The sequence below is a fragment of the Colidextribacter sp. OB.20 genome, from assembly GCF_009911595.1.
In the GTDB taxonomy this organism is placed as follows: Bacteria; Bacillota; Clostridia; order Oscillospirales; family Oscillospiraceae; genus Lawsonibacter.
The window spans coordinates 1-17,084 of sequence record NZ_QWKG01000037.1 but is presented as its reverse complement, the minus strand read 5'-3'; the positions used below and the strand labels follow the sequence as shown (position 1 = coordinate 17,084).

Below are 17,084 nucleotides of genomic sequence, written 5' to 3'. Positions count from 1 at the left end.
TCTGAGCCCTCCAATCAGCCCAACAGCTTGACCATCACAGTGGCGGCCGTGGCGGCAGCGGGCGAGGCGGCATAGCCGGCGGGCGTGTTTCCGTCCGCCGTGGCGGTGATGGCCTCCGCTACGGAATCGTAGTAGACGGCGGCACCCTGGGCAAGCTCCTCCCCCTCCGCCTTGGCCATGGAAAATACGCCCACCACATGGACGTTGCCCAACTCATTGGCAGGGATATCCGACGCGGCCACGCCGATCCGTGTACCCAGGGCCACGACCTGGCCCGCCTTTGTATCCTCAGTGGGGGTATAGCCCAGGGTCTCTCCCCTCTGGAAATAAACTGCTCTCATATCTGCTCCTCCTTATCCGTTCAGCTTCACGCCGTTGTTCCGTAGCAGGCCCCGGAAGTCCACCGCGTTGATACCCCAGTCCAGCCAGATGTCCCAGAGGAAGCCCAGGTGGCCGGCCTTTTCGCTCCGGCGGAAAGTGGGGGTGGTGACGCCGTTGAGGTAATCCACCTGCACGCCCTTCACCAGGCGGGGGGTCCGAGGCCATGAACCAGGGGCAGGCTTTGTCACCCGCCAGCACGTTCAGCGTGCCCTCCTCGACCACTTGAATCTTGCTCCGGTACTGGCTGTTCAGCACGTTCACCGTGTGGCTGCCAATGCCCTCCACATCAATCTCCGCGGTGCCCAGAATCTGGTTGACCCACATACCCATCCCCACGGGCACGATAACCTTGGAGGGCTCTACCATGATGCTCTCGCCAAACTGGTCGATTTGCTTGCCCATCAGCTGGATCATCTGCTCCAGCACAGAGATACTGGGGGCGGAGCCCGTGGCGATCAGGTTTCTGTGGACCGCATCAAACAGGGCCGCACCATCAAATACAGCGGGATTCTCATAGATCAGCTCATAGACCTGGCGGTTGATTTTCCGCTTGGCCTTGCGGGCGTACTGGGCGGGCATACTGGCCAGGAACCCAATATCATCGTTGATAAAGGCCTCCCGGGTCATGGTGAACGTGGTGCCGTAGGTGTCCAGCTTCCGGGTGGGCAGCATCTCGGTCTGGAGACTGCTGTGCTTCAGCTCTCCGCCCTCGCCAACCTTGGAGAAGTCACCGCCGCCCAGGGCGTACTCGTGCTCCTTGCTGGGCTTGAAGTCGGTCAGCGTCCCCCGGCTGGTCCAGAGCTCAAAGGTACAGGGGACCAGCGCATACTGCTGCACGATGGATTTCTTGATGGCGTTGTCCAGGATCGCCGGGAAGTCCGCAGTAGGGCTGAAGAACTGACGCACCGCCGTATCCCACAGGTCGGCCCTGGAGCGGCGCAGCAGCTCGGTTGTTGTACCCTCGCCCGAACGGGCCATGCTCTCAATGAGAAGGTCCCGCATGGACATACCCCGCAGCGCCTCGGCGCCCTGGGCGGGCTTCTCGACCTCCACACCGGCCTGCATCAGCATGGCATCCCGGGCGGCGTCCCGGAAATTGTCCTGGCCGGAGTCTCTGGCCCCAACCACAACCGGAGCCCCATGCTTCAGCAGGTGATCCACAGCGGCCGCCCGAACCTGATCTACAGAATCGCCGTTCTTGACGTATGTATCCGGCTCCATGCCAGCCTGACGGCACAGCGCAATAATATCGCTGACCCGCTGCCGTTCCGCCGCCTGAGCCTGCCGGACCCCATCCGCAGGAATTGTGCCCAAGTTGGGCACATTGGCCCCATCAGGAGAGGAGATGTCGCGCTGGCCGCCCGCAGGCTTCCCGCCGTCTTGGCCGTCCGGCTCCGCGTCGATCTGACGCTGGAGCGCGTCAAATTCCGCCTGCTCCTCCGCAGTCAGGCCCCGCCCGGCGGCGCGGGCGGCGCTTACAATCTCCTGCTGCCGCTTGATCCACTTTGCTTTGTCTTTCATGCTCTTACCTCCATCTTGTTTTGATTGATCTGGATTTGCCTCTCATACAGGGACAGGTCCGCAGGACCACCATCCGCACGCCCCACGCCTACGGTGGCGTCTGCCGGCACTGAAACGATAGACGCTTCCATGGGCGTCCATTTTCGGGCTATCATGCAGGGGCCAGTGAATCGCCTGTCCACGGACACAGCCCCGGCCTTCACCTCCTCCCAGGCGTCCACAGTATAGCGCACAGACGTGGTCTTCAGGGTGCCCGACTTGACCTTGCTGAAAATCTTCTCTGCTTCGGCATCGCTGTCAAACTCAATTTCAGCCATGCTGCGGCCGTTCTCCACCCAGGCCTGGAGCACCTTTCCAATCACCTGGTCCCTGTTGTGGTTGAACAGGACCACGCCCACTGTGTTCAGACGGGACAGATTTACCGCGCCTTCGGCATGGTCCAGAATTTCCATGCCGAAATACCGCCGGTACGGCTCCTCACTGGAGAAACTAATTGTCCGCCGACGGCTTTCCTGTGTCTCCGGGTTTTCCGCCTCCCTGGCCAGAACTTCCCCCATGCTCCGGGTTCCCCGGTTCTTTTCCGGCTCCAGGGCTGCCTTGCTTGGCTGCTGCCGCTCCAACTCCAAAAATAACACCTCCCATATCGACTCCGACCTCATGGCCGTATTTCAGGACCTCCGCAATCTCACTTACCGCTTCTTTCCAGTCCTTGCCCCGCTCGGCACAGAGGTCCTGGAATGTTTTTTGACCGCTTTGCAGTGCAATTTTATCCGCGTTGGCTTCCTTGACCGGGTCAATCCACTTTTTCGGCGTCTTGATCCAAGTATGGCTCAAATATTCCTCCCTGCGCTCCCAGAAGTCAGGAACGGCGAACAGCCCGGTCAGGCAACCGGAAATCACAAAATGCTCATATGCCTCAGACATGAACGCAGTAAGAAGCTCGATTTCCTCGGTGTATGTGTTTTCGTCCTCCTGGGCGTTCTGCCGGGCGGAGGAATAGGTCGCGCCATTCATGTCCCGGCTGACTGCCTCATAGGACAGGCCCTGTCCTGAGCCGATCAGACCCTGCTGGGTCTTCAGGAACGCGGTGGCGTCGGTCGCTGCGCTTTTGGGGTCCACTACCTCTACATCATCCCCGGCCCCCAGCTCCAGGATCATACCGGGGGTCATCTTTTTGGCGGAGTAGTCCACCTGTCCATCCGGGCCCCGGGATGATGCGCTGCGGCCGGTCCCCCCGGTGGGCAGCGTCTTTTTAATTACCAGGCCCACCAGGGCCGCAATGCGCTCCTTGATGGATACGGCGGTAATAAATTCGTTGGTGTCCCGTACTCTGGTGATGGTGGGGGTCAGATCGGACATCTCCCGAAGCTGGCTGGGCCGGTGTTTGTTCTTATAAAAGAAGATGTTTTTTGCCTCGATGAACATTGGGTCCATAACCTGGTAGCCATCCAGGTCATACTGCCGGAACCAGTAGCCCACTGGACGGCGGTACTGGTTGTACTCAATGCCGCCCACCACCCGGTTGCCCCGGTGTCGCGGGGAAGACTGGGTAATGTCCAGCTCGTCCACCTCCAGGCACTGGAGCTTGAAGGGAACCAACCCGCCGGGAGTGTAGCAGAAATGAATGAGGATCCCGCCGTCGTACTTTTTCCGCTCTACCATCATGCGCAGGATACTGTTAAAGGACTGTTCTCCGGTCACATCGCAGTTTCGGGCTTTGCACCATCGCTTCCAGGCCCGCTCAATCTGGTTGTCCAGGCTGTCATCACCCGTCATGGCCCGGAGGGTGTAGCCACGCCCGACGACATTGCGCTTATAGGCGTGTACCACAGCCTGGGCAATATCGCTGTTGCGCTCCAGGTCGCGGGCCCGGGCCCGGACCACATCCCGGCTGTACCGGTCTGTCAGCTCCGCACTCTCGTTCACCACGCGCCACCCAGCATTGATACGACCGGAGCTGGCGGCATCGTAGCTCCGGGCCTCCTCATAGGCCTGCCGCCACATCGTCCGCTCATAGGCCCAGCGGGGGGATACCGCGGCAGCAAAACTATCTAAAAATCCCGTGCGGCTCACTTCCTTTCTGCTGCGCCTGTCCCGGCGGCTTCATCCTCGAACACCTGCACAAGCGCCCTGTGGAAATTCGGGTCATAGTCAAATATGATCCGAATTTTTTGGTTTTCGTCCAATGCCTGCGGCAACAGAGCGAGATTTTGCAGCACACCAGGCTGGACCGGCCACATACCCCGTTTGTTTGCCAGAGCGGTGTAGCCGTAATGCTCCGCCACTTCTTTAGAAAACGGCATTTTGGAAACGTCCATGAACTCCATATCCCGCTCCTTTACCGTCCATCGAAATAGGCCACATAGGTCCGCCCCAGCAGGCAGCCGCTGTCCTCGTTGGCCAACTGGGCCTCCAGGTCGTCCCGCATAGATTTCAGCATGGCCAGGTCCGCCCTGGTCAGCGACCGGCTGCCGATTTTGTAACTTTGGCCGCCGCACAGCACCTTGGTAATGGCGGTATTGACTTGGGCCAGCATTTCAGCCGGCGTCATGTTTGTTTCGTCCATATTGGCCCCCTAAATCCAGTCTTCATGAGTCCCGATCCAGTTCTCCTCCGGGGCAGTTTCCGTCTGCTGTACCGGCTGGACGGGCCTTTCTGCCTGTTGGTCCGCCTGCCCCGGATTCTGAAGGGCCAGGGACCGGACCTCCATCACGTCTGCCGCCGCTGCGGCATACACCTCACAGTCCAGGTAATGGTTATCCCTGTGAGAGTGTTTCGGTACCCAGCGGTAAGAAACCTTGCCGTTCTTCCGCTCGGTGATTTTATGCTCCGCCGTCACCTGCTCGGCATACTCCAGATCGCAGTCCTTATGGACCATCCAGGAGCCGGTCCCGTTGGGCCGGCGCATACGGGCGGAAATCATGTCCTTGTACTTGCCGCCGTCCACCAGCACCAGCTGCATTCCGTTGGCCCGGCTGCCCGCCTTGTTCACGGTAGATATCCGGTAGTAGCCCTGTAACGACACGGAGGAACCCTTGCAGGCCCGCACCCAGTCGCCATTGATCAGGCAGAAATCATACACCGCGTCGGTCTGGTCGCTGCTGTCTATCAGGGCCAGCTCCACCATGACCTTTTCGCCGGACGGCATCAGAAAACGGGTGTTCATAACCCGCTCCACCTCGGTCATGGAGAGGGCCTGGCCGTGGGCGACGTTCTGGCTGGTCATAAAGTCGCCCCAGGCCCGGATCACCCAGTACACGCAGTTTTCCTGTACGTCAATCCCGCCGGTCAGCAGCTTAGTCCATTCCGGCAGCTCCCAGGCGGGTATCTCCGTCTGACGCTCCAGAACCAGGTCCGCATTGGTTTTCAGCTTGGTATCCTCCCAGGGCTCCGCCAGCCAGGAGTTTACAAAATTCTGTAACAGCTCCGGGTCGTCCTTGGAGTCCATAAACGCCTGGGCGATGTCAGAAAAGCGGGTAAAGGGTGAGTACATGGTGGACATCCAGTAGACGACGCTCTTGGGCGTCTCCGTTCTCTTCCGCACAAACTGCCAGCGGCCCGCCTCCAGCATCCGGCCCTTGTCCCGGTCGGTGATCACGCCCTCGCACACCTGGCACACATATCTGGCCATGCTTGCCCGCGCCGTACTGTCGGGAACATCGTCCTTGCTAGGCCACTTGAGTTGGGCAAATTGCAGCTCGATGTATGTGCCGCAGTGAGGGCATGGGACAAAGTAGTGCTTTTCCGCCTCCGCCCCCTCTTTGGCCCGCCAGATATGGCCGGTTTTCAGGGTGGGAGTGGAGGTGATGAAGATTTTCCGGTTGAGGGTGTACGACTTGGTGCGCTCGATGGCCAGCGAGACCGGGTCTGACTCTTTTTTGCTGGCCCCGGGGTATTTGTCCACCTCATCCAGGAACAGATACCGGATATTGGTGCTGGACAAGTCTGCGGGGCTGTTCGCTCCATTCAGATACACGGTCATAGCGCCGAATTTCAACTGGAGCTTCTTGCTGTCTGTCTTCTGGTACAATGCCGCCAGAGGCTTACAGCGCCGGATCATAGGGTCCAGCTTGGCATCCACGGTCCGCTCCGCAAGGTCGTCTGACGGATACACAACCATGGTGGGGCCGGGGTCCTGGTCAATCAAGCTGCCCAGCATGTTCTCCATGGCCGAGGTGCCGCCCACCTGGGTGGGCTTGACGAAGATGATCTTCTCCACCGACTCGGAGTTGAACGCATCCATGATCTCCGTCAGGTAGGGCGTCACCCGGTTGCGCCAGGGGCCAGGGATAGAGTTCCCGTCAGGGAGAATCCGGTTTTGCTCCGCCCACTGGGACACAGGCAGCCGCTTCCGGGGACGCAGTGCCGCCACTGCCGGCATGATCCAGCCCGGCACCTCATAGGGCTTTGCGCGATACCGTTTCACCGCCTGGCCCCCTCTCCCGGCGCCAGCATAGCGGCGTCCGCGAACAGGGCCAGCATGTCCTCCAGTTCCTTGCGTGTGCTTTTCTCGATGGCCCGGGCGGTGGCAGCGTCAGTATAACCGGCCACTGTCCCCGCCACACGGCTGGGGATATTCAGGGCGAAGTGCTTGAACGTGTCCATGAACTCCGTCAACTGCTGCGCGGCGGAGGCGGTCTCGATGTAGCGGCCCTCTGCAATGTCGGCCTTGATACTGGCCAGCTGACCCTGGCTCTCCTTCAGCTTGACCTCAGCCTCCAGCTTCCGCAGAACCAGCTCCTTGGGCTGCTCCTGCTCCCCGGCTTTCTGCTTGACATGGGCAATATACTGCTGGACCGCCTTGCAGGTGCGGTATTTCTGCACCTTGCGCCCAGGCGGCGTCTCTTTCGTCAGCACGCCCGAGCGGGTCAGATTCTGTATCTGCCGGTCAGACAGGCCCACCAGCATTCCAATGGCCGCAGCGTCCGCCCAGTCCGGGATGATGGTCAGGATAGCCGGGGCCTGCTCCGTTCCAGGCTTGCGCGAGCCCTTTTTTGGCGCCATACACTCACCCACCTTCTGCGGCCAACTGGATTTCGCATTTTTTGTGCTGTTTTTTTGGTTTTATACCCCTAAAGGGGTATGCTTTGATATTTTTTTGCAAAGTCGGAAATGAAATCACCGAAAATTTTTTATTTTTCTGGACAAAAACACCGCGCCTTCCCTGCCCCGCGCTGCGTTTTCTCCCAGGGAGGACCCGCAGACCGGAGCGCCGGTCGCACGGACCGGCTGTGCAGCGCTACGCATGGGGGTCTGAAAGCCTGGCTGACCCACGGTTCTCGCCAGGCCCGGCCCGCGTTGTCTTCCGCCGGGCTATCACCTCCGGGCAAAACAAAACCAAGGCCAATGACCACACGTTCCCCGTGTCAGTCACTGGCCTTGGCTCTCAAAGCACGCGCCCCTGTTGACGTCGATCAGTATTTCGTTTTTGCAGACCCGGCAGTAGGCAATCATCCTGCTGCCCTCGGTGTCTGGCCGGACCTTCATCAGCCGCTTGTTCTTGCGGCATCTCGGGCAGGTCAGCCAGCCATCACTTACCGTTAACATTTTACCATGTTTGGATTCACCTTGCAAGGTTTTCCGCTCCTTTTCCCATAAGTTAATATAATTCTCAAGGCTGAAAAAATATTAAAAAAGGTTATGGCCGCTTCCGTCGGCACCGGCGTTTGGCCTTGGGCCTGGGACCGATGGTAGTCTCCCATCCAGCGGCCAGGTACTTGATATATCGGTAATGGCCATAAGCAGTTGCGACGTCGCCAGTGTCCATAAGAGGCAGGGGAGAGTTTGGGGGTATGCTCAACGGTGTGTCGTTGGGAACCCGGAAGCACTCCCGCTCCGGCTTGCGCAGATTCCGGGAGCCAGACCACAGCCGCAGCCCCACCTTGTCCCGCTGCTCCTTGCACAGATACCAGGCCAGGGTCTCAAAATTTTTATCCCGGTCAATGCGCAGCTGCTTGAACTCCACACCGCCCTGGCCCCACAGATGGCGAATCAGATTGTAATCATCACCGGTGGCATTGATCAAAGCGTGATGGTGCCAGCGGCCGTCTCCATGTTTGTGCTCGGTGACGTAGAGATAGCACAGCTCCTGGTTCTTTTCTTTCCGGGCTTTCCGCAGACGTTTCCAGAAGGCCTGCATGATCTTTCGGGCCTCCGCTCCGTTTCGCGGCAGATGGGCGTCATCATAGGTGAGGGTCACATACAGGTCCCTGATACCAAAGTTGGCGGCAATCAGCAACTCCAGCTTCTGATAGGCGTATTTTAGATTCATTCGCCGCTGAGCCTCTGATGACATTTCCTTTTTCCCGGCCCGGACGCCATTGCTGTCCCTGGGGTTGGGCGCGGGGTAGACGCACTCGACGACTAGTGGCCCGGCGACGATGACTTTCTTAAACTTTGCCATGAGGTCTGCCTCCTGTTGTCCAACAGACCGTAGCCCTCATGGCCTTCGTCCTTTAACCTTGTATTTTCATCTGCTCCGGCAGCACTTCCACTACGGAGACCACCCGGGTGTCACCGTACCGCTCCGCCTCCATAGCCAGAGCTTCCTTGACGCCAATGGCCTGCCCTGGCGGGGCGTCCACTTCGGTGATGATCCTCAGCATGAGGCAGTCTCCAACGAATCCAACGCCCTGGCAATCTTTCGCCACTCAGACAGCTCCATTTTGGGAGCGCAGTCGCCAGCAATATCCCGGAGGGTATCTGCCGATATGCGGGCTTCCTTCCTGTGGGCGGTCTTTTCAGAAACCTTGTCCAGGCAGCCCCGCCCGTTGGCACTTCGATAGTCCTTCAGCCGCCGAACGATTGCCCGCTTCTCTGCGACCTCCGACTGGTCTGCTGCCGGAGGATCTGGATTTGTGATTCGTTCCTCCGCTCCCGTTGTCAAATCGGATTGTTCTGCTTCCAAAAGCTCCTGTCCCCTTGCCGCCACCAATACCCCGCCCAACGTGGGCAACTCAATCACCTCAAGCGTGACATCCTCCGGCAGCACCAATAGACCACCAGGCACCAGAGATTCCAGGACAAAATCCCGTAGGGCACGCAGATTCTCCAACTTTGTTTCTGGTACCCGGACCAGTAAAATGTTGTTTGCGGTTTGCATGTTACCCCTCCTATCATTCAAATTTGCCATCCGCCGGGTCCAGCAGCCAGTCCAGCCAGCACGCCCGGCAGATAGAAGTGCCGCTACAATGTTCCTTTGCGTCAGGACAGGCCCGGGTCAGCATATCGGCCATTTCCTCCACGCTGGCCAGCCGGAGTTTTTCGGCCCGGGTGCCGCAGAGGGGATGCTCCAGACGCATGAGCTTTGCCAGCGCCCCATACACCGGGGGCGAGGGGGTGGACAGGTCCACCCCCTCGATCCCCCACTCCCCGCTGGGCTTGCGATAGGTCAGGGGTTTGGACATGGCACTGTCCCCCCCCCCGCCAGCTCCCGGAGAACATCCAGGGGCAGCCGCTCCGTCCCGTCCTCGGCAAAAAAGATGTCCTCATACATTTTCAGCCGCTCCCGCAGATGGCTGGCCTGGACGGCGAAGCAGTAGGCCAGGCCGATGGGACAGTCCGGAAAGTCCATCATCATGCAGTCGCAGATTTCCTCGTCGATCTCCTGGGGCGTTTCGGCGGAAAACTCTCCGCACCCGTGGAGAATACACTGGGCCTTGGCCCATTGCGTGAGGGGGACGCTCCCCTCATTGCCATCATGCCTGATATGCGCCCAGCCGTCCTGGCTGAACACAAAATTAAGCATGGTCTCAAAATTCCCGTCCGGGGTTTCAGTGGTCAGTCGTTTCATTCTTGACTCCTTTCGTTGCCGCCAGCAGGTCTTTTCCCTCCTGAAGCCAGCTGAGAAGCATGATCGTCTCGGTGGGCAGGCCCTCTTTGATGGGCTGCCCGCAGCAGGGGCAGGGGTCGCCGGGTTTCAGTATCCGCATTGTCATTCCTCCCTGGTGCCCAACTTGGGCACATTTCTCTCAATCGCCTTTTGTGCCCAAGTTGGGCACAATCAGCTGATTGCACTCTGCTTTCCAAATCGGGCAGTAGACTTTTCGGCCGCCCTCACAGAATTTGACGGCCATATAACTGTGAAGCTGTTCCCGAACAGCGGCGCATAGGATGTTGGAACCACTGCCATAATTCAGTTCCCCCTGATAGCAGGGACACCCGCCCTCCGCAAGAAACTTTTTGGATGGCCGTTCCAGAAAAACGCCGGGAGTCCGGGGGGAAACTTCTGGCTCCGCAGTCAGAGCAGCAAAGTCATTTTTGTTTTTAACCAGCGGTGCCGCCTGGTCAATTTCAGCACAACGGAGACTATATGGGGAAAAGTTGAGCAATTTGCTCTCGTAGGGCGGCGGGAGAGGGACATTCTGGATGTAGTACCTGACTGGTGTGCTGCCGTCATCCATGAAGCCATAACGGGGCTGCTCTTTCCATGTGGGCCAGCTGAAGGTGCTTTCTTCTCCGGAATACTGGCAGGTGTATCCACCATCCCAAACGGACTGGATCGTAAACTCCAGGTACTCTGGCCTATGGTTCCATTGGCCGCCTTCCAGCTCAGAATCTATGTAGGGGTGCATCCGCAGTTCCCGGATCACCGTTCCAGCCAGCAGACCAATGTTGCTGTTCAGGTAACCGGCTGGAGTATGAAAAATCGTTCCCATATCTCACTCCACCGGCGGCAACCGCATCCAGCGGACAGCTTCCATGTCGATCCTCGCGCCTACATCCCCCGAATTAACACGGAAAGTAAAGTGACCATCAACATAAAAACAATTTTGACGGACAACGGTTCCATATCCCAAATCAAAATCAGCTACCACTTCACAATCCTCTGCCGGGAAAGTCCCGCTGGGCATCCAGCCGCAGATCACCAGCTGCCCCTCTGCCTTCTCCGGTGCAGCCACCTCGCAACTCTCGCCGCTGCCGGGGGGCGGTATCTCTATCCAGGAGGTGTATCGCAGCCCAGTCAGCTCTTTCCAGGTTCCAGGCACCTGGAATACACTTCCGTTCCATATTGCGGCCCGGTACACAGGTCCCGCATTGGTCAGCTCATAAGTAAGGATCAGTTTGTCTACTGGCGGGGTGCGGCCCCGGCTCTCCCAGCGAATCCGGCGGGCTCCTCCGGTGCCGCCACCTGGTCCAGGACCTCTGAAATATCATCCCAGGAATCCGCCGAAGCGGTTTCCGCTTCCAAGGCTTCTACGGGATCCTCTGGCTCCTCTTGGACCAAAACCGGGCGAATATCATCGGTCAGGCCCATCAGGAAGTCTGTGGAGCAGTTCAGAAGCTTGGCCAGTTCCGCCAGATGGTCGTTGTTGCATCTGCCAGGGACCAGCCGAGGGCCATGCCAGCCAGCCGGATCATCAAATTCGCCGTCGGCCCACTGCCGGATGGTTGATATCAGAAGACCATCGTAGTAACTCCAGTTGATTTTGGCGTCGTCCGGCACACCGGCAGCGTCAATGGCCCGCAGAAGTCTCCTTGCATAGCCCTGGGTCTCTTTCTGAAATATCCGGCCATTCCTCTGTTGACGCTTATGCTCCTCCTCTTTTTTCTTGTCGCTGACCTCTTTCCGCTGGGCCTTGGCCTTGCTGCACATCCGCTCGCAGGCGGAATAGCTGGCCTTTGCCTGATCGCATTCCAGACAACAGGTATTTCCGCCGCAAAAACCCGCCCAACCTGGGGCTTCGCAGTCCCGGCGCAAGAACGTGTCACCGCGCTTACAGGTCTTACCATCGGGACAGGTCAGCTGCGGCTCCTAGCGCCAACCCTCGTTGTATTTGCTCAGTACCTTTTCAACTTTGTCCCCTCTAGGAATCTTGTCGGACAAGGCGGTAAAAATGCGGAGTTGGAAGTCTCCAGGCAGTCGGGCCAGGGCGTAGGCCGTCTGCTCTGGCAGCTTGTCCTTCTCAAACAGGATCATGTACTCCGGGATCAGATTCTCCCGGATGACTTTGAGCCGGGACAGCTTGGGTGCGGAGATTTTACAAGCCTGGGCCACATGGTCCCGCATACGACCTGGGAACTCAAAGCCCTCCTCCTTCAGCTGGTACAGCAACATTTCCACCCGCTCCGCCTGTTTGGCCAGTTCAGCAGAGGAGAGCACCCGGGTGTCACTGTTGCCGTATATGAGCCGCAGCTCCTGGAGGGCGGCGGAGCCTGTGACATGCTCCCGGATACAGGGGACTTCCCGCAGGTCCTCGCGACCCTCCTTGATCAGCAGCTTCAGTGCCGCCTGGCGGCGGTGGCCTGACACAACGACTACTTTCTCCGGGTCCGTTTCCGAGGTGCGCACCCGAAGGGGTTGCTGGAGGCCCACCACAGCAATGTTGGAGGCCAACTCCTCTAGCTGAACCAGATTGTAGAAATTGCCGGGATCGCTCTCAATCTGGCCGATGTCGATGTACTCGATCTGCTCCCGTCCGTCGGCGGTGTCCAACTTGGGCACATCTTTCAGCAGGTTAGCCAGGTCAAAGCCCTTTTTGTCGGCCATATTCAGCTCCTCCTCTCCATGTACTCCCGGACAAACTCACGGTAATCAATCCCTGCGGCGCTTCTGGGGCTGGTGAGCAGCAGCGGCTCCTGGGCAAAGGTCATCGCGTCCACCTTGTTGGTGCGCCGGATGTGGGGATACATCGGCAGGCCGCTGTCTCTCAGCGTTTTCTCCGCCTCCACGATCAGGGGGCTGTTGTACCACATGGTGGGCAGACAGCCGGACAGCCGCAGGGATGGGTTGATTTTCCGCATGTTGGTGATTTGCCGCATGAGATTCCCCATCCCCCGCAGGGCAAAAGCGTCCAGCTTGATGGGGATAACCACGTCGTCCGCCGCGATCAGCGCCGCGGTGCTGGCCGCATTGAACGCCGGCGGGCAGTCCACGATACAGTAATCGTACTGGTCCTTGGCGGCCAGCTGCTGGACCATTTCCCGCAGCACCAGCGCCCGCACGCCCTGGAGCTCCACTTTGGTCAGGTCCAGGTCCATCAGTTCATCCGACCCGCACAGCAGGTCTACCCCGAGGAAATTACTGCTCTGGATACTGGCCACGGCGAACAGGCCCTCGTCGGCCTCGTGGCGGAGCACATCCGCCAGGTTGCCTTTGTTCGGGTCGCCGCCAAAAAATTCTGTGGCGTTGCACTGGCTGTCAGCGTCCACCAGGAGTATTCGCTTTCGGTAACCTCTGGCCAGGATGGCCGCCATGTTTACCGCAGTGGCCGTCTTGGCTACTCCGCCCTTTAAGTTGAGTATCACGGTTGTCCTCATTGTACTCGTCCTCTCGTTTTATGTGTTCGGCGCTGCGCCGATGTGGTCGTACTCCTCCTCCCAGGGCAACGGTTCACCACCAGGGAGCTCGTAAAATGTTTGCTGCTTGTACTCAGGCTCTCTTCGCTTCGCCACTGGCCGGTCTGTAGTCAACTCTGGCAGGAATTTCTGCGTGGGGCCGTTGAAGGTGATACCCCACTGTCCCAGCAGACCCAGCTTGTTTTTGGCTAAGGTTAGGTGGCGGGGGGTCTTGCTGTCAGTTTCGTCCTCGCGCCACACGAACAGAATCACGTTGGCATCCTGCTCAATCTGGCCGCTCTCCTTCAGGTCGGCCATGAGGGGCGCTTCCCGCTTGCCCTTCTGCGCGGGGCGGGAAAGTTGGGCCAGAGCCACCACCACGACCCCACTGTTGCGGGCCATGTCAGCCAGCGACCGGGAGATATCGGCTACCTCGTCCTGGCGCGTGCCCCGGCCCCGGAGCGAGGAGCGGATCATCTGGAGATAATCGACGTAGATGACATCAAACTTTTTGGCGTGGGTCCGGGTGATGATGTCGTTCACGGTCATGCCGGCGGCGTCGATGATGGTGAGCCTGCGCTTTACAATCTCGTCGTTCACGTCGGCCAGAAGCCTGTAGTCCCGCTCGTTCAGCTTTCTCCGCAGGATATTTCGCAGGGGTACACCTGAAATGGAGGCCTTGAGACGGGAAAACAGGGTGTTCCGGTCATCCTCCAGGGTGAAATAGCCCACGTTTTTTGTCTCTGCCTGGGCGTATGCCATGTGGAGGGCCAAGGCGGTCTTGCCGTCTGAGGGCCGTCCGCCCAGCACCACCAGTATACCAGGGGAGACGTCCAGGCCTTCGTCAAGTAGGGGAAAGCCCCAGGGGAGATAATCTGGCGTGCGCTCCAGAAAGTCGTTGAACTCCACGGCGGCCTTGGCCATGTCCGCCTCGTCGTCCCGGCCCCGGTTGGACAGCAGGTCCAGGCCCTGCTGATATAGGCGGACCGATTCCTCCTGGGTAAGACTGGCTGCGATCTCTCTGCCAATGCTGTGAGATTTGGTCATTCGGGTGTTTTCTTTGACCACTTCGATGTACTCCGCCACGTTGGCGGCGGTGGGTGTCAGATCCATCAGCTGAATTGCGTAGGCGTTCAGCTCCTTGTCTCCCGGCGCCGCAGCCTGACAGACAAGAACCGAGTCTATCGGCTGATTTGCGACAAACCGGGCCTTGAACGACCGAAACAGCCGCTGGTCTGCCTCCAAGAGAAAGTCGTCCTCGGTAAGCCCAGCCATCACCAGGCCAACAACCCGGGGGTCAATGAGCATGGAGCCGATGACCGACTGCTCCGCCCAAATGTTTCGGCCGTATGCCGCTACCTCAGCGGAATCCACAGTCTCCACCTCCCTCCCGGGCCGGAGCGGGCATAGCTGCCCGGTCCGGCTGAGCTTCGTCCTCCCAGCGCCGGCCGTTAATCCAGGAGGCGGGGTAGGGAATGCCTTGGCCATCCTCCTCCCGAATCTTCCGCTGCCACTCAGGGCTGGCCAGTTGGCGCTGGAGGGCATGGCCCATCACCGCCAGCAGCCTGTCATCCGGATGCAGTGAGTCCCAAGCTCGTATCGCTGCCTGTTTGGACTTCTTGACGGGGTACATCCGCCAGAAGCCCTCAAACCGCTCCGGCTTCCAATCGGGCGCCGCTTTTGCCGATCGGCCCCGCTTTGGCTTTCCTGAGCCCGCCGCCCCCTGGGGGGCTTTGGGGGGATTATCTGTTAGGCTGTTATCTGGGTTTATATCTGGTAATGGTGTCCCCGTTTGATGAAATGATTGTCCCCGTTCCGTGTTTTGCATTTCACCGTTTGGTGAAATGCATCCAGCCGTTTCTGTGGCGCACTCTGCGAAATAGGCCATCGCTTTGTCGGAGAGGGAATACCAGCTTGTCCTGTCCCGCTTGTCTTGGTTGAAGCAGCCTGTTAGAAGCAGGCTGTTCTTCTTGCAGGCGGAAATGATACGCTCGATCTGCCGTCTGCTCCAGTACGGGTGCGCCTCACAGAAAGCGGCCAGGGAGTTGAACGTCCAGTATCTCCCCTCGTAAAAATTCTTCTCATAAGCCTTGTTATGCTTGAGCCAAAAATAGATGTTATGCAGGAAAACAGCGACGTCTACCCCATAGGCCTGAGCCAGCACAGGATTAAAATGATGGTCTGGTATATTCTTCACCCCCCATTCTTGGTGTAGCTTTTAGCACCGAACTCATTTAGCTGCCGTATGGCCTACACATACTGGATTAGCTCAAGGCCGTCCATGGCAATCCGTTTAGTCAGGTGGAGGCCAGAATCAATGACCTTGTGAGATTCGACGCCCAGCGAGGCCGCAACCGAATCCAGGCCCTCATGGATCAGGATGTGTCCTTGCCCTAACGGTTTTACGACGGCCATAGCCTGGATGACCTTAACGTCGTCCGGCATTGCGTCTAAGACATCAATTATTTCAAGGAGCCGGTTTTTCAAATCCTTCGGCGTCATTTCTTCACTACCCCCTTGTCAAATCCATTTTGCTGTGTTATCATAAGCATGTCCTTATTGTGCTCTCTGAGCACGGGTCCCGTGTGGCTGTACGCGCAGTCATGCGGGATTTTTTTATTTCTCCTCGCACAAGCCAAACTGGATCACCTCCGCCATTGTGAGGTCGATCCACGTTTTATCGACCTGCAGGACCGGCCGGCCGCCCACTCCGGTGTAATATGCCGAATGGGGAGCTTTCCCCTTGTCCACCCAGCGTAGCCAGAAAGCGCGGCCATGCCGCTCGAAAACAGCCTGGTAGAGGGAGGGCACATCGTAGCCCTTGGCCCGGACCAGCTTCACCAGGCTGGACTTGGTGGCCTTGGGTAGGATTCTCTTTTCGGTATTCATCATGCCATCCTCCCTAAGTACATAGCTAATGCCAGTAAGAATGCTCCTCCCGCAAGGGTTAACAGTGCCCAGTTGAAAAGGTCCTCCAGCCAGGGGTAAGCCTCAAACAGTCTCCTCCACATGGTCACACCATCCCCCGTCCATCCACGATGGCCTTGGCCACCTGGTCGGTCTCGTAGCGGATGCCCCGGCCGATCCTTACAGCCTCCACGCCCACCGTGGCAAGCCAGGCCCGGGCGGACTTAGGGGAGCCGTACCCCAATTCTTTGGTCAGGTCCGCTATGGTCATCATCCCGCCGTAGATATCCCGGAGGATCTGGCGCTTCTCCTTGATTTCGTTGTAATGGCTGCTCATACATCGCCCTCCTTCCCCTCGCATGTGCTTCCATCGCTGCAAAACACATCCAACTCCAGACCGGATTGAATGATCTGCCGCAGGTCCGCGATGATAGCTTCAAACTCGGGCCGCTCCTGGTCGTCAATGACACCATCCTCGGCGATGGCTAAAAGCCGATCCAGACGGTTATCCTCTTGGAAACTGCGCAGGCGGTTGTATATCCGCACCGCTACCTCCAACATGCTTCTCTCCTCCAGGCGGGGCACGACGCTGTTGAACAGTACGCTGGTTTCCTGCAAATGCTGAACAGCCAGACGCTGGGCGTTGTAGCAGAACACCATTTGCAGCACCACATCTCCAGCTGGTATTCTGCGGCCGTGTAGCGATACGTTGCTACAAATAAACTAAAAGCGGGAGGAATCCTGCGAGGAGGTAAAAGTAGCGGGGAAGCAGAGACTTCCCTAACTGATATTCCGATGAGTGGAATGAAGGGGTAACGCCCGGAAACGCTCACCTGATACTACGTTGGAGGCGCGGGAGTGCAATATCCCAAGCTGACACAGCACGTTGAAGTCGGCTGAGAACTGTCCAAACAAAGTCCGAGAGGGCTGTTGTGGGTAAGCGTAAAATGTACCACCGCATATACAAGGGAATAGGAGAATGCAGATAATAGTCCCGA

The 17,084-nt window shown here is 58.5% G+C and carries 26 protein-coding genes; all 26 read right to left on the bottom strand.

Features of this window, described 5'->3' with window-relative positions; translation table 11 throughout:
* Nucleotides 1–14: 14 nt before the first annotated feature.
* Entirely contained in the window at nt 15–341 is a 327-nt protein-coding gene (locus tag D1641_RS10265; protein ID WP_160665329.1) for a DUF2190 family protein, read from the bottom strand.
* Nucleotides 289–1,902 (bottom strand): hypothetical protein, encoded by a 1,614-nt coding sequence (locus D1641_RS10260; protein ID WP_160665327.1) that lies wholly within the window; start codon nt 1,900–1,902, stop codon nt 289–291. The genes D1641_RS10265 and D1641_RS10260 overlap by 53 nt, the downstream gene beginning before the upstream one ends.
* Nucleotides 1,899–2,354 carry an HK97 family phage prohead protease gene (locus D1641_RS10255; RefSeq protein ID WP_347707417.1) on the bottom strand — a complete coding sequence of 152 codons (456 nt, stop codon included), beginning with the start codon at nt 2,352–2,354 and terminating at the stop codon, nt 1,899–1,901. The genes D1641_RS10260 and D1641_RS10255 overlap by 4 nt, the downstream gene beginning before the upstream one ends.
* Nucleotides 2,355–2,391: 37 nt before the next feature.
* On the bottom strand, nt 2,392–3,975 hold the full coding sequence (locus D1641_RS10250; RefSeq protein WP_347707416.1) for a phage portal protein: 1,584 nt from the start codon (nt 3,973–3,975) through the stop codon (nt 2,392–2,394).
* Nucleotides 3,972–4,229, bottom strand: a complete 258-nt coding sequence (locus D1641_RS10245; RefSeq protein WP_160665323.1) for a hypothetical protein — start codon at nt 4,227–4,229, stop codon at nt 3,972–3,974. Before D1641_RS10245 ends, D1641_RS10250 begins: the two co-directional genes overlap by 4 nt.
* Before the next feature lie 11 nt (nt 4,230–4,240).
* Entirely contained in the window at nt 4,241–4,468 is a 228-nt protein-coding gene (locus tag D1641_RS10240) for a peptidylprolyl isomerase (protein ID WP_160665321.1), read from the bottom strand.
* A 9-nt stretch (nt 4,469–4,477) separates the two neighbouring features.
* Nucleotides 4,478–6,328: a terminase gpA endonuclease subunit gene (locus D1641_RS10235; protein ID WP_347707415.1), complete on the bottom strand. Its 1,851-nt coding sequence runs from the start codon at nt 6,326–6,328 to the stop codon at nt 4,478–4,480.
* A complete protein-coding gene (locus tag D1641_RS10230) occupies nt 6,325–6,906 on the bottom strand; it encodes a hypothetical protein (protein WP_160665319.1) in 582 nt (193 codons plus the stop codon). The genes D1641_RS10235 and D1641_RS10230 overlap by 4 nt, the downstream gene beginning before the upstream one ends.
* A 366-nt stretch (nt 6,907–7,272) precedes the next feature.
* The gene (locus D1641_RS10225; protein WP_160665317.1) at nt 7,273–7,449 is read right to left on the bottom strand and encodes a cysteine-rich KTR domain-containing protein; all 177 of its coding nucleotides are present in this window, start codon (nt 7,447–7,449) and stop codon (nt 7,273–7,275) included.
* Nucleotides 7,450–7,540: 91 nt separating this feature from the next.
* Nucleotides 7,541–8,305, bottom strand: coding sequence for a hypothetical protein (locus D1641_RS10220; protein WP_160665316.1), 765 nt, complete (start codon nt 8,303–8,305; stop codon nt 7,541–7,543).
* A 52-nt stretch (nt 8,306–8,357) separates the two neighbouring features.
* On the bottom strand, nt 8,358–8,507 hold the full coding sequence (locus D1641_RS10215; RefSeq protein WP_160665315.1) for a hypothetical protein: 150 nt from the start codon (nt 8,505–8,507) through the stop codon (nt 8,358–8,360).
* Nucleotides 8,501–9,004, bottom strand: a complete 504-nt coding sequence (locus D1641_RS10210; protein WP_160665314.1) for a DUF3408 domain-containing protein — start codon at nt 9,002–9,004, stop codon at nt 8,501–8,503. The genes D1641_RS10215 and D1641_RS10210 overlap by 7 nt, the downstream gene beginning before the upstream one ends.
* A gap of 13 nt (nt 9,005–9,017) precedes the next feature.
* Nucleotides 9,018–9,308: a hypothetical protein gene (locus tag D1641_RS10205; protein WP_160665313.1), complete on the bottom strand. Its 291-nt coding sequence runs from the start codon at nt 9,306–9,308 to the stop codon at nt 9,018–9,020.
* Entirely contained in the window at nt 9,293–9,694 is a 402-nt protein-coding gene (locus D1641_RS10200) for a hypothetical protein (protein ID WP_160665312.1), read from the bottom strand. The genes D1641_RS10205 and D1641_RS10200 overlap by 16 nt, the downstream gene beginning before the upstream one ends.
* Entirely contained in the window at nt 9,675–9,833 is a 159-nt protein-coding gene (locus D1641_RS10195; RefSeq protein WP_160665311.1) for a hypothetical protein, read from the bottom strand. Before D1641_RS10195 ends, D1641_RS10200 begins: the two co-directional genes overlap by 20 nt.
* A gap of 39 nt (nt 9,834–9,872) precedes the next feature.
* On the bottom strand, nt 9,873–10,559 hold the full coding sequence (locus D1641_RS10190; protein WP_160665310.1) for a hypothetical protein: 687 nt from the start codon (nt 10,557–10,559) through the stop codon (nt 9,873–9,875).
* Nucleotides 10,560–10,562: 3 nt separating this feature from the next.
* On the bottom strand, nt 10,563–10,802 hold the full coding sequence (locus D1641_RS10185) for a hypothetical protein (protein WP_160665309.1): 240 nt from the start codon (nt 10,800–10,802) through the stop codon (nt 10,563–10,565).
* A gap of 167 nt (nt 10,803–10,969) precedes the next feature.
* Nucleotides 10,970–11,497, bottom strand: a complete 528-nt coding sequence (locus D1641_RS10180) for a hypothetical protein (protein ID WP_160665308.1) — start codon at nt 11,495–11,497, stop codon at nt 10,970–10,972.
* A gap of 159 nt (nt 11,498–11,656) precedes the next feature.
* The gene (locus tag D1641_RS10175; protein ID WP_160665307.1) at nt 11,657–12,391 is read right to left on the bottom strand and encodes a ParB/RepB/Spo0J family partition protein; all 735 of its coding nucleotides are present in this window, start codon (nt 12,389–12,391) and stop codon (nt 11,657–11,659) included.
* A 2-nt stretch (nt 12,392–12,393) separates the two neighbouring features.
* Nucleotides 12,394–13,149 carry an AAA family ATPase gene (locus D1641_RS10170; protein WP_160665306.1) on the bottom strand — a complete coding sequence of 252 codons (756 nt, stop codon included), beginning with the start codon at nt 13,147–13,149 and terminating at the stop codon, nt 12,394–12,396.
* A 30-nt stretch (nt 13,150–13,179) separates the two neighbouring features.
* Nucleotides 13,180–14,553: a DnaB-like helicase C-terminal domain-containing protein gene (locus tag D1641_RS10165; protein ID WP_160665305.1), complete on the bottom strand. Its 1,374-nt coding sequence runs from the start codon at nt 14,551–14,553 to the stop codon at nt 13,180–13,182.
* Nucleotides 14,540–15,376 carry a hypothetical protein gene (locus D1641_RS19865; RefSeq protein WP_160665304.1) on the bottom strand — a complete coding sequence of 279 codons (837 nt, stop codon included), beginning with the start codon at nt 15,374–15,376 and terminating at the stop codon, nt 14,540–14,542. Before D1641_RS19865 ends, D1641_RS10165 begins: the two co-directional genes overlap by 14 nt.
* A gap of 53 nt (nt 15,377–15,429) precedes the next feature.
* A complete protein-coding gene (locus D1641_RS10155) occupies nt 15,430–15,681 on the bottom strand; it encodes a hypothetical protein (RefSeq protein WP_160665303.1) in 252 nt (83 codons plus the stop codon).
* Between the two features lie 114 nt (nt 15,682–15,795).
* Nucleotides 15,796–16,071, bottom strand: coding sequence for a hypothetical protein (locus D1641_RS10150; RefSeq protein WP_160665302.1), 276 nt, complete (start codon nt 16,069–16,071; stop codon nt 15,796–15,798).
* Between the two features lie 121 nt (nt 16,072–16,192).
* Nucleotides 16,193–16,423: a hypothetical protein gene (locus D1641_RS10145; protein WP_160665301.1), complete on the bottom strand. Its 231-nt coding sequence runs from the start codon at nt 16,421–16,423 to the stop codon at nt 16,193–16,195.
* On the bottom strand, nt 16,420–16,755 hold the full coding sequence (locus D1641_RS10140; protein WP_160665300.1) for a hypothetical protein: 336 nt from the start codon (nt 16,753–16,755) through the stop codon (nt 16,420–16,422). Before D1641_RS10140 ends, D1641_RS10145 begins: the two co-directional genes overlap by 4 nt.
* Between the last annotated feature and the right edge of the window lie 329 nt (nt 16,756–17,084).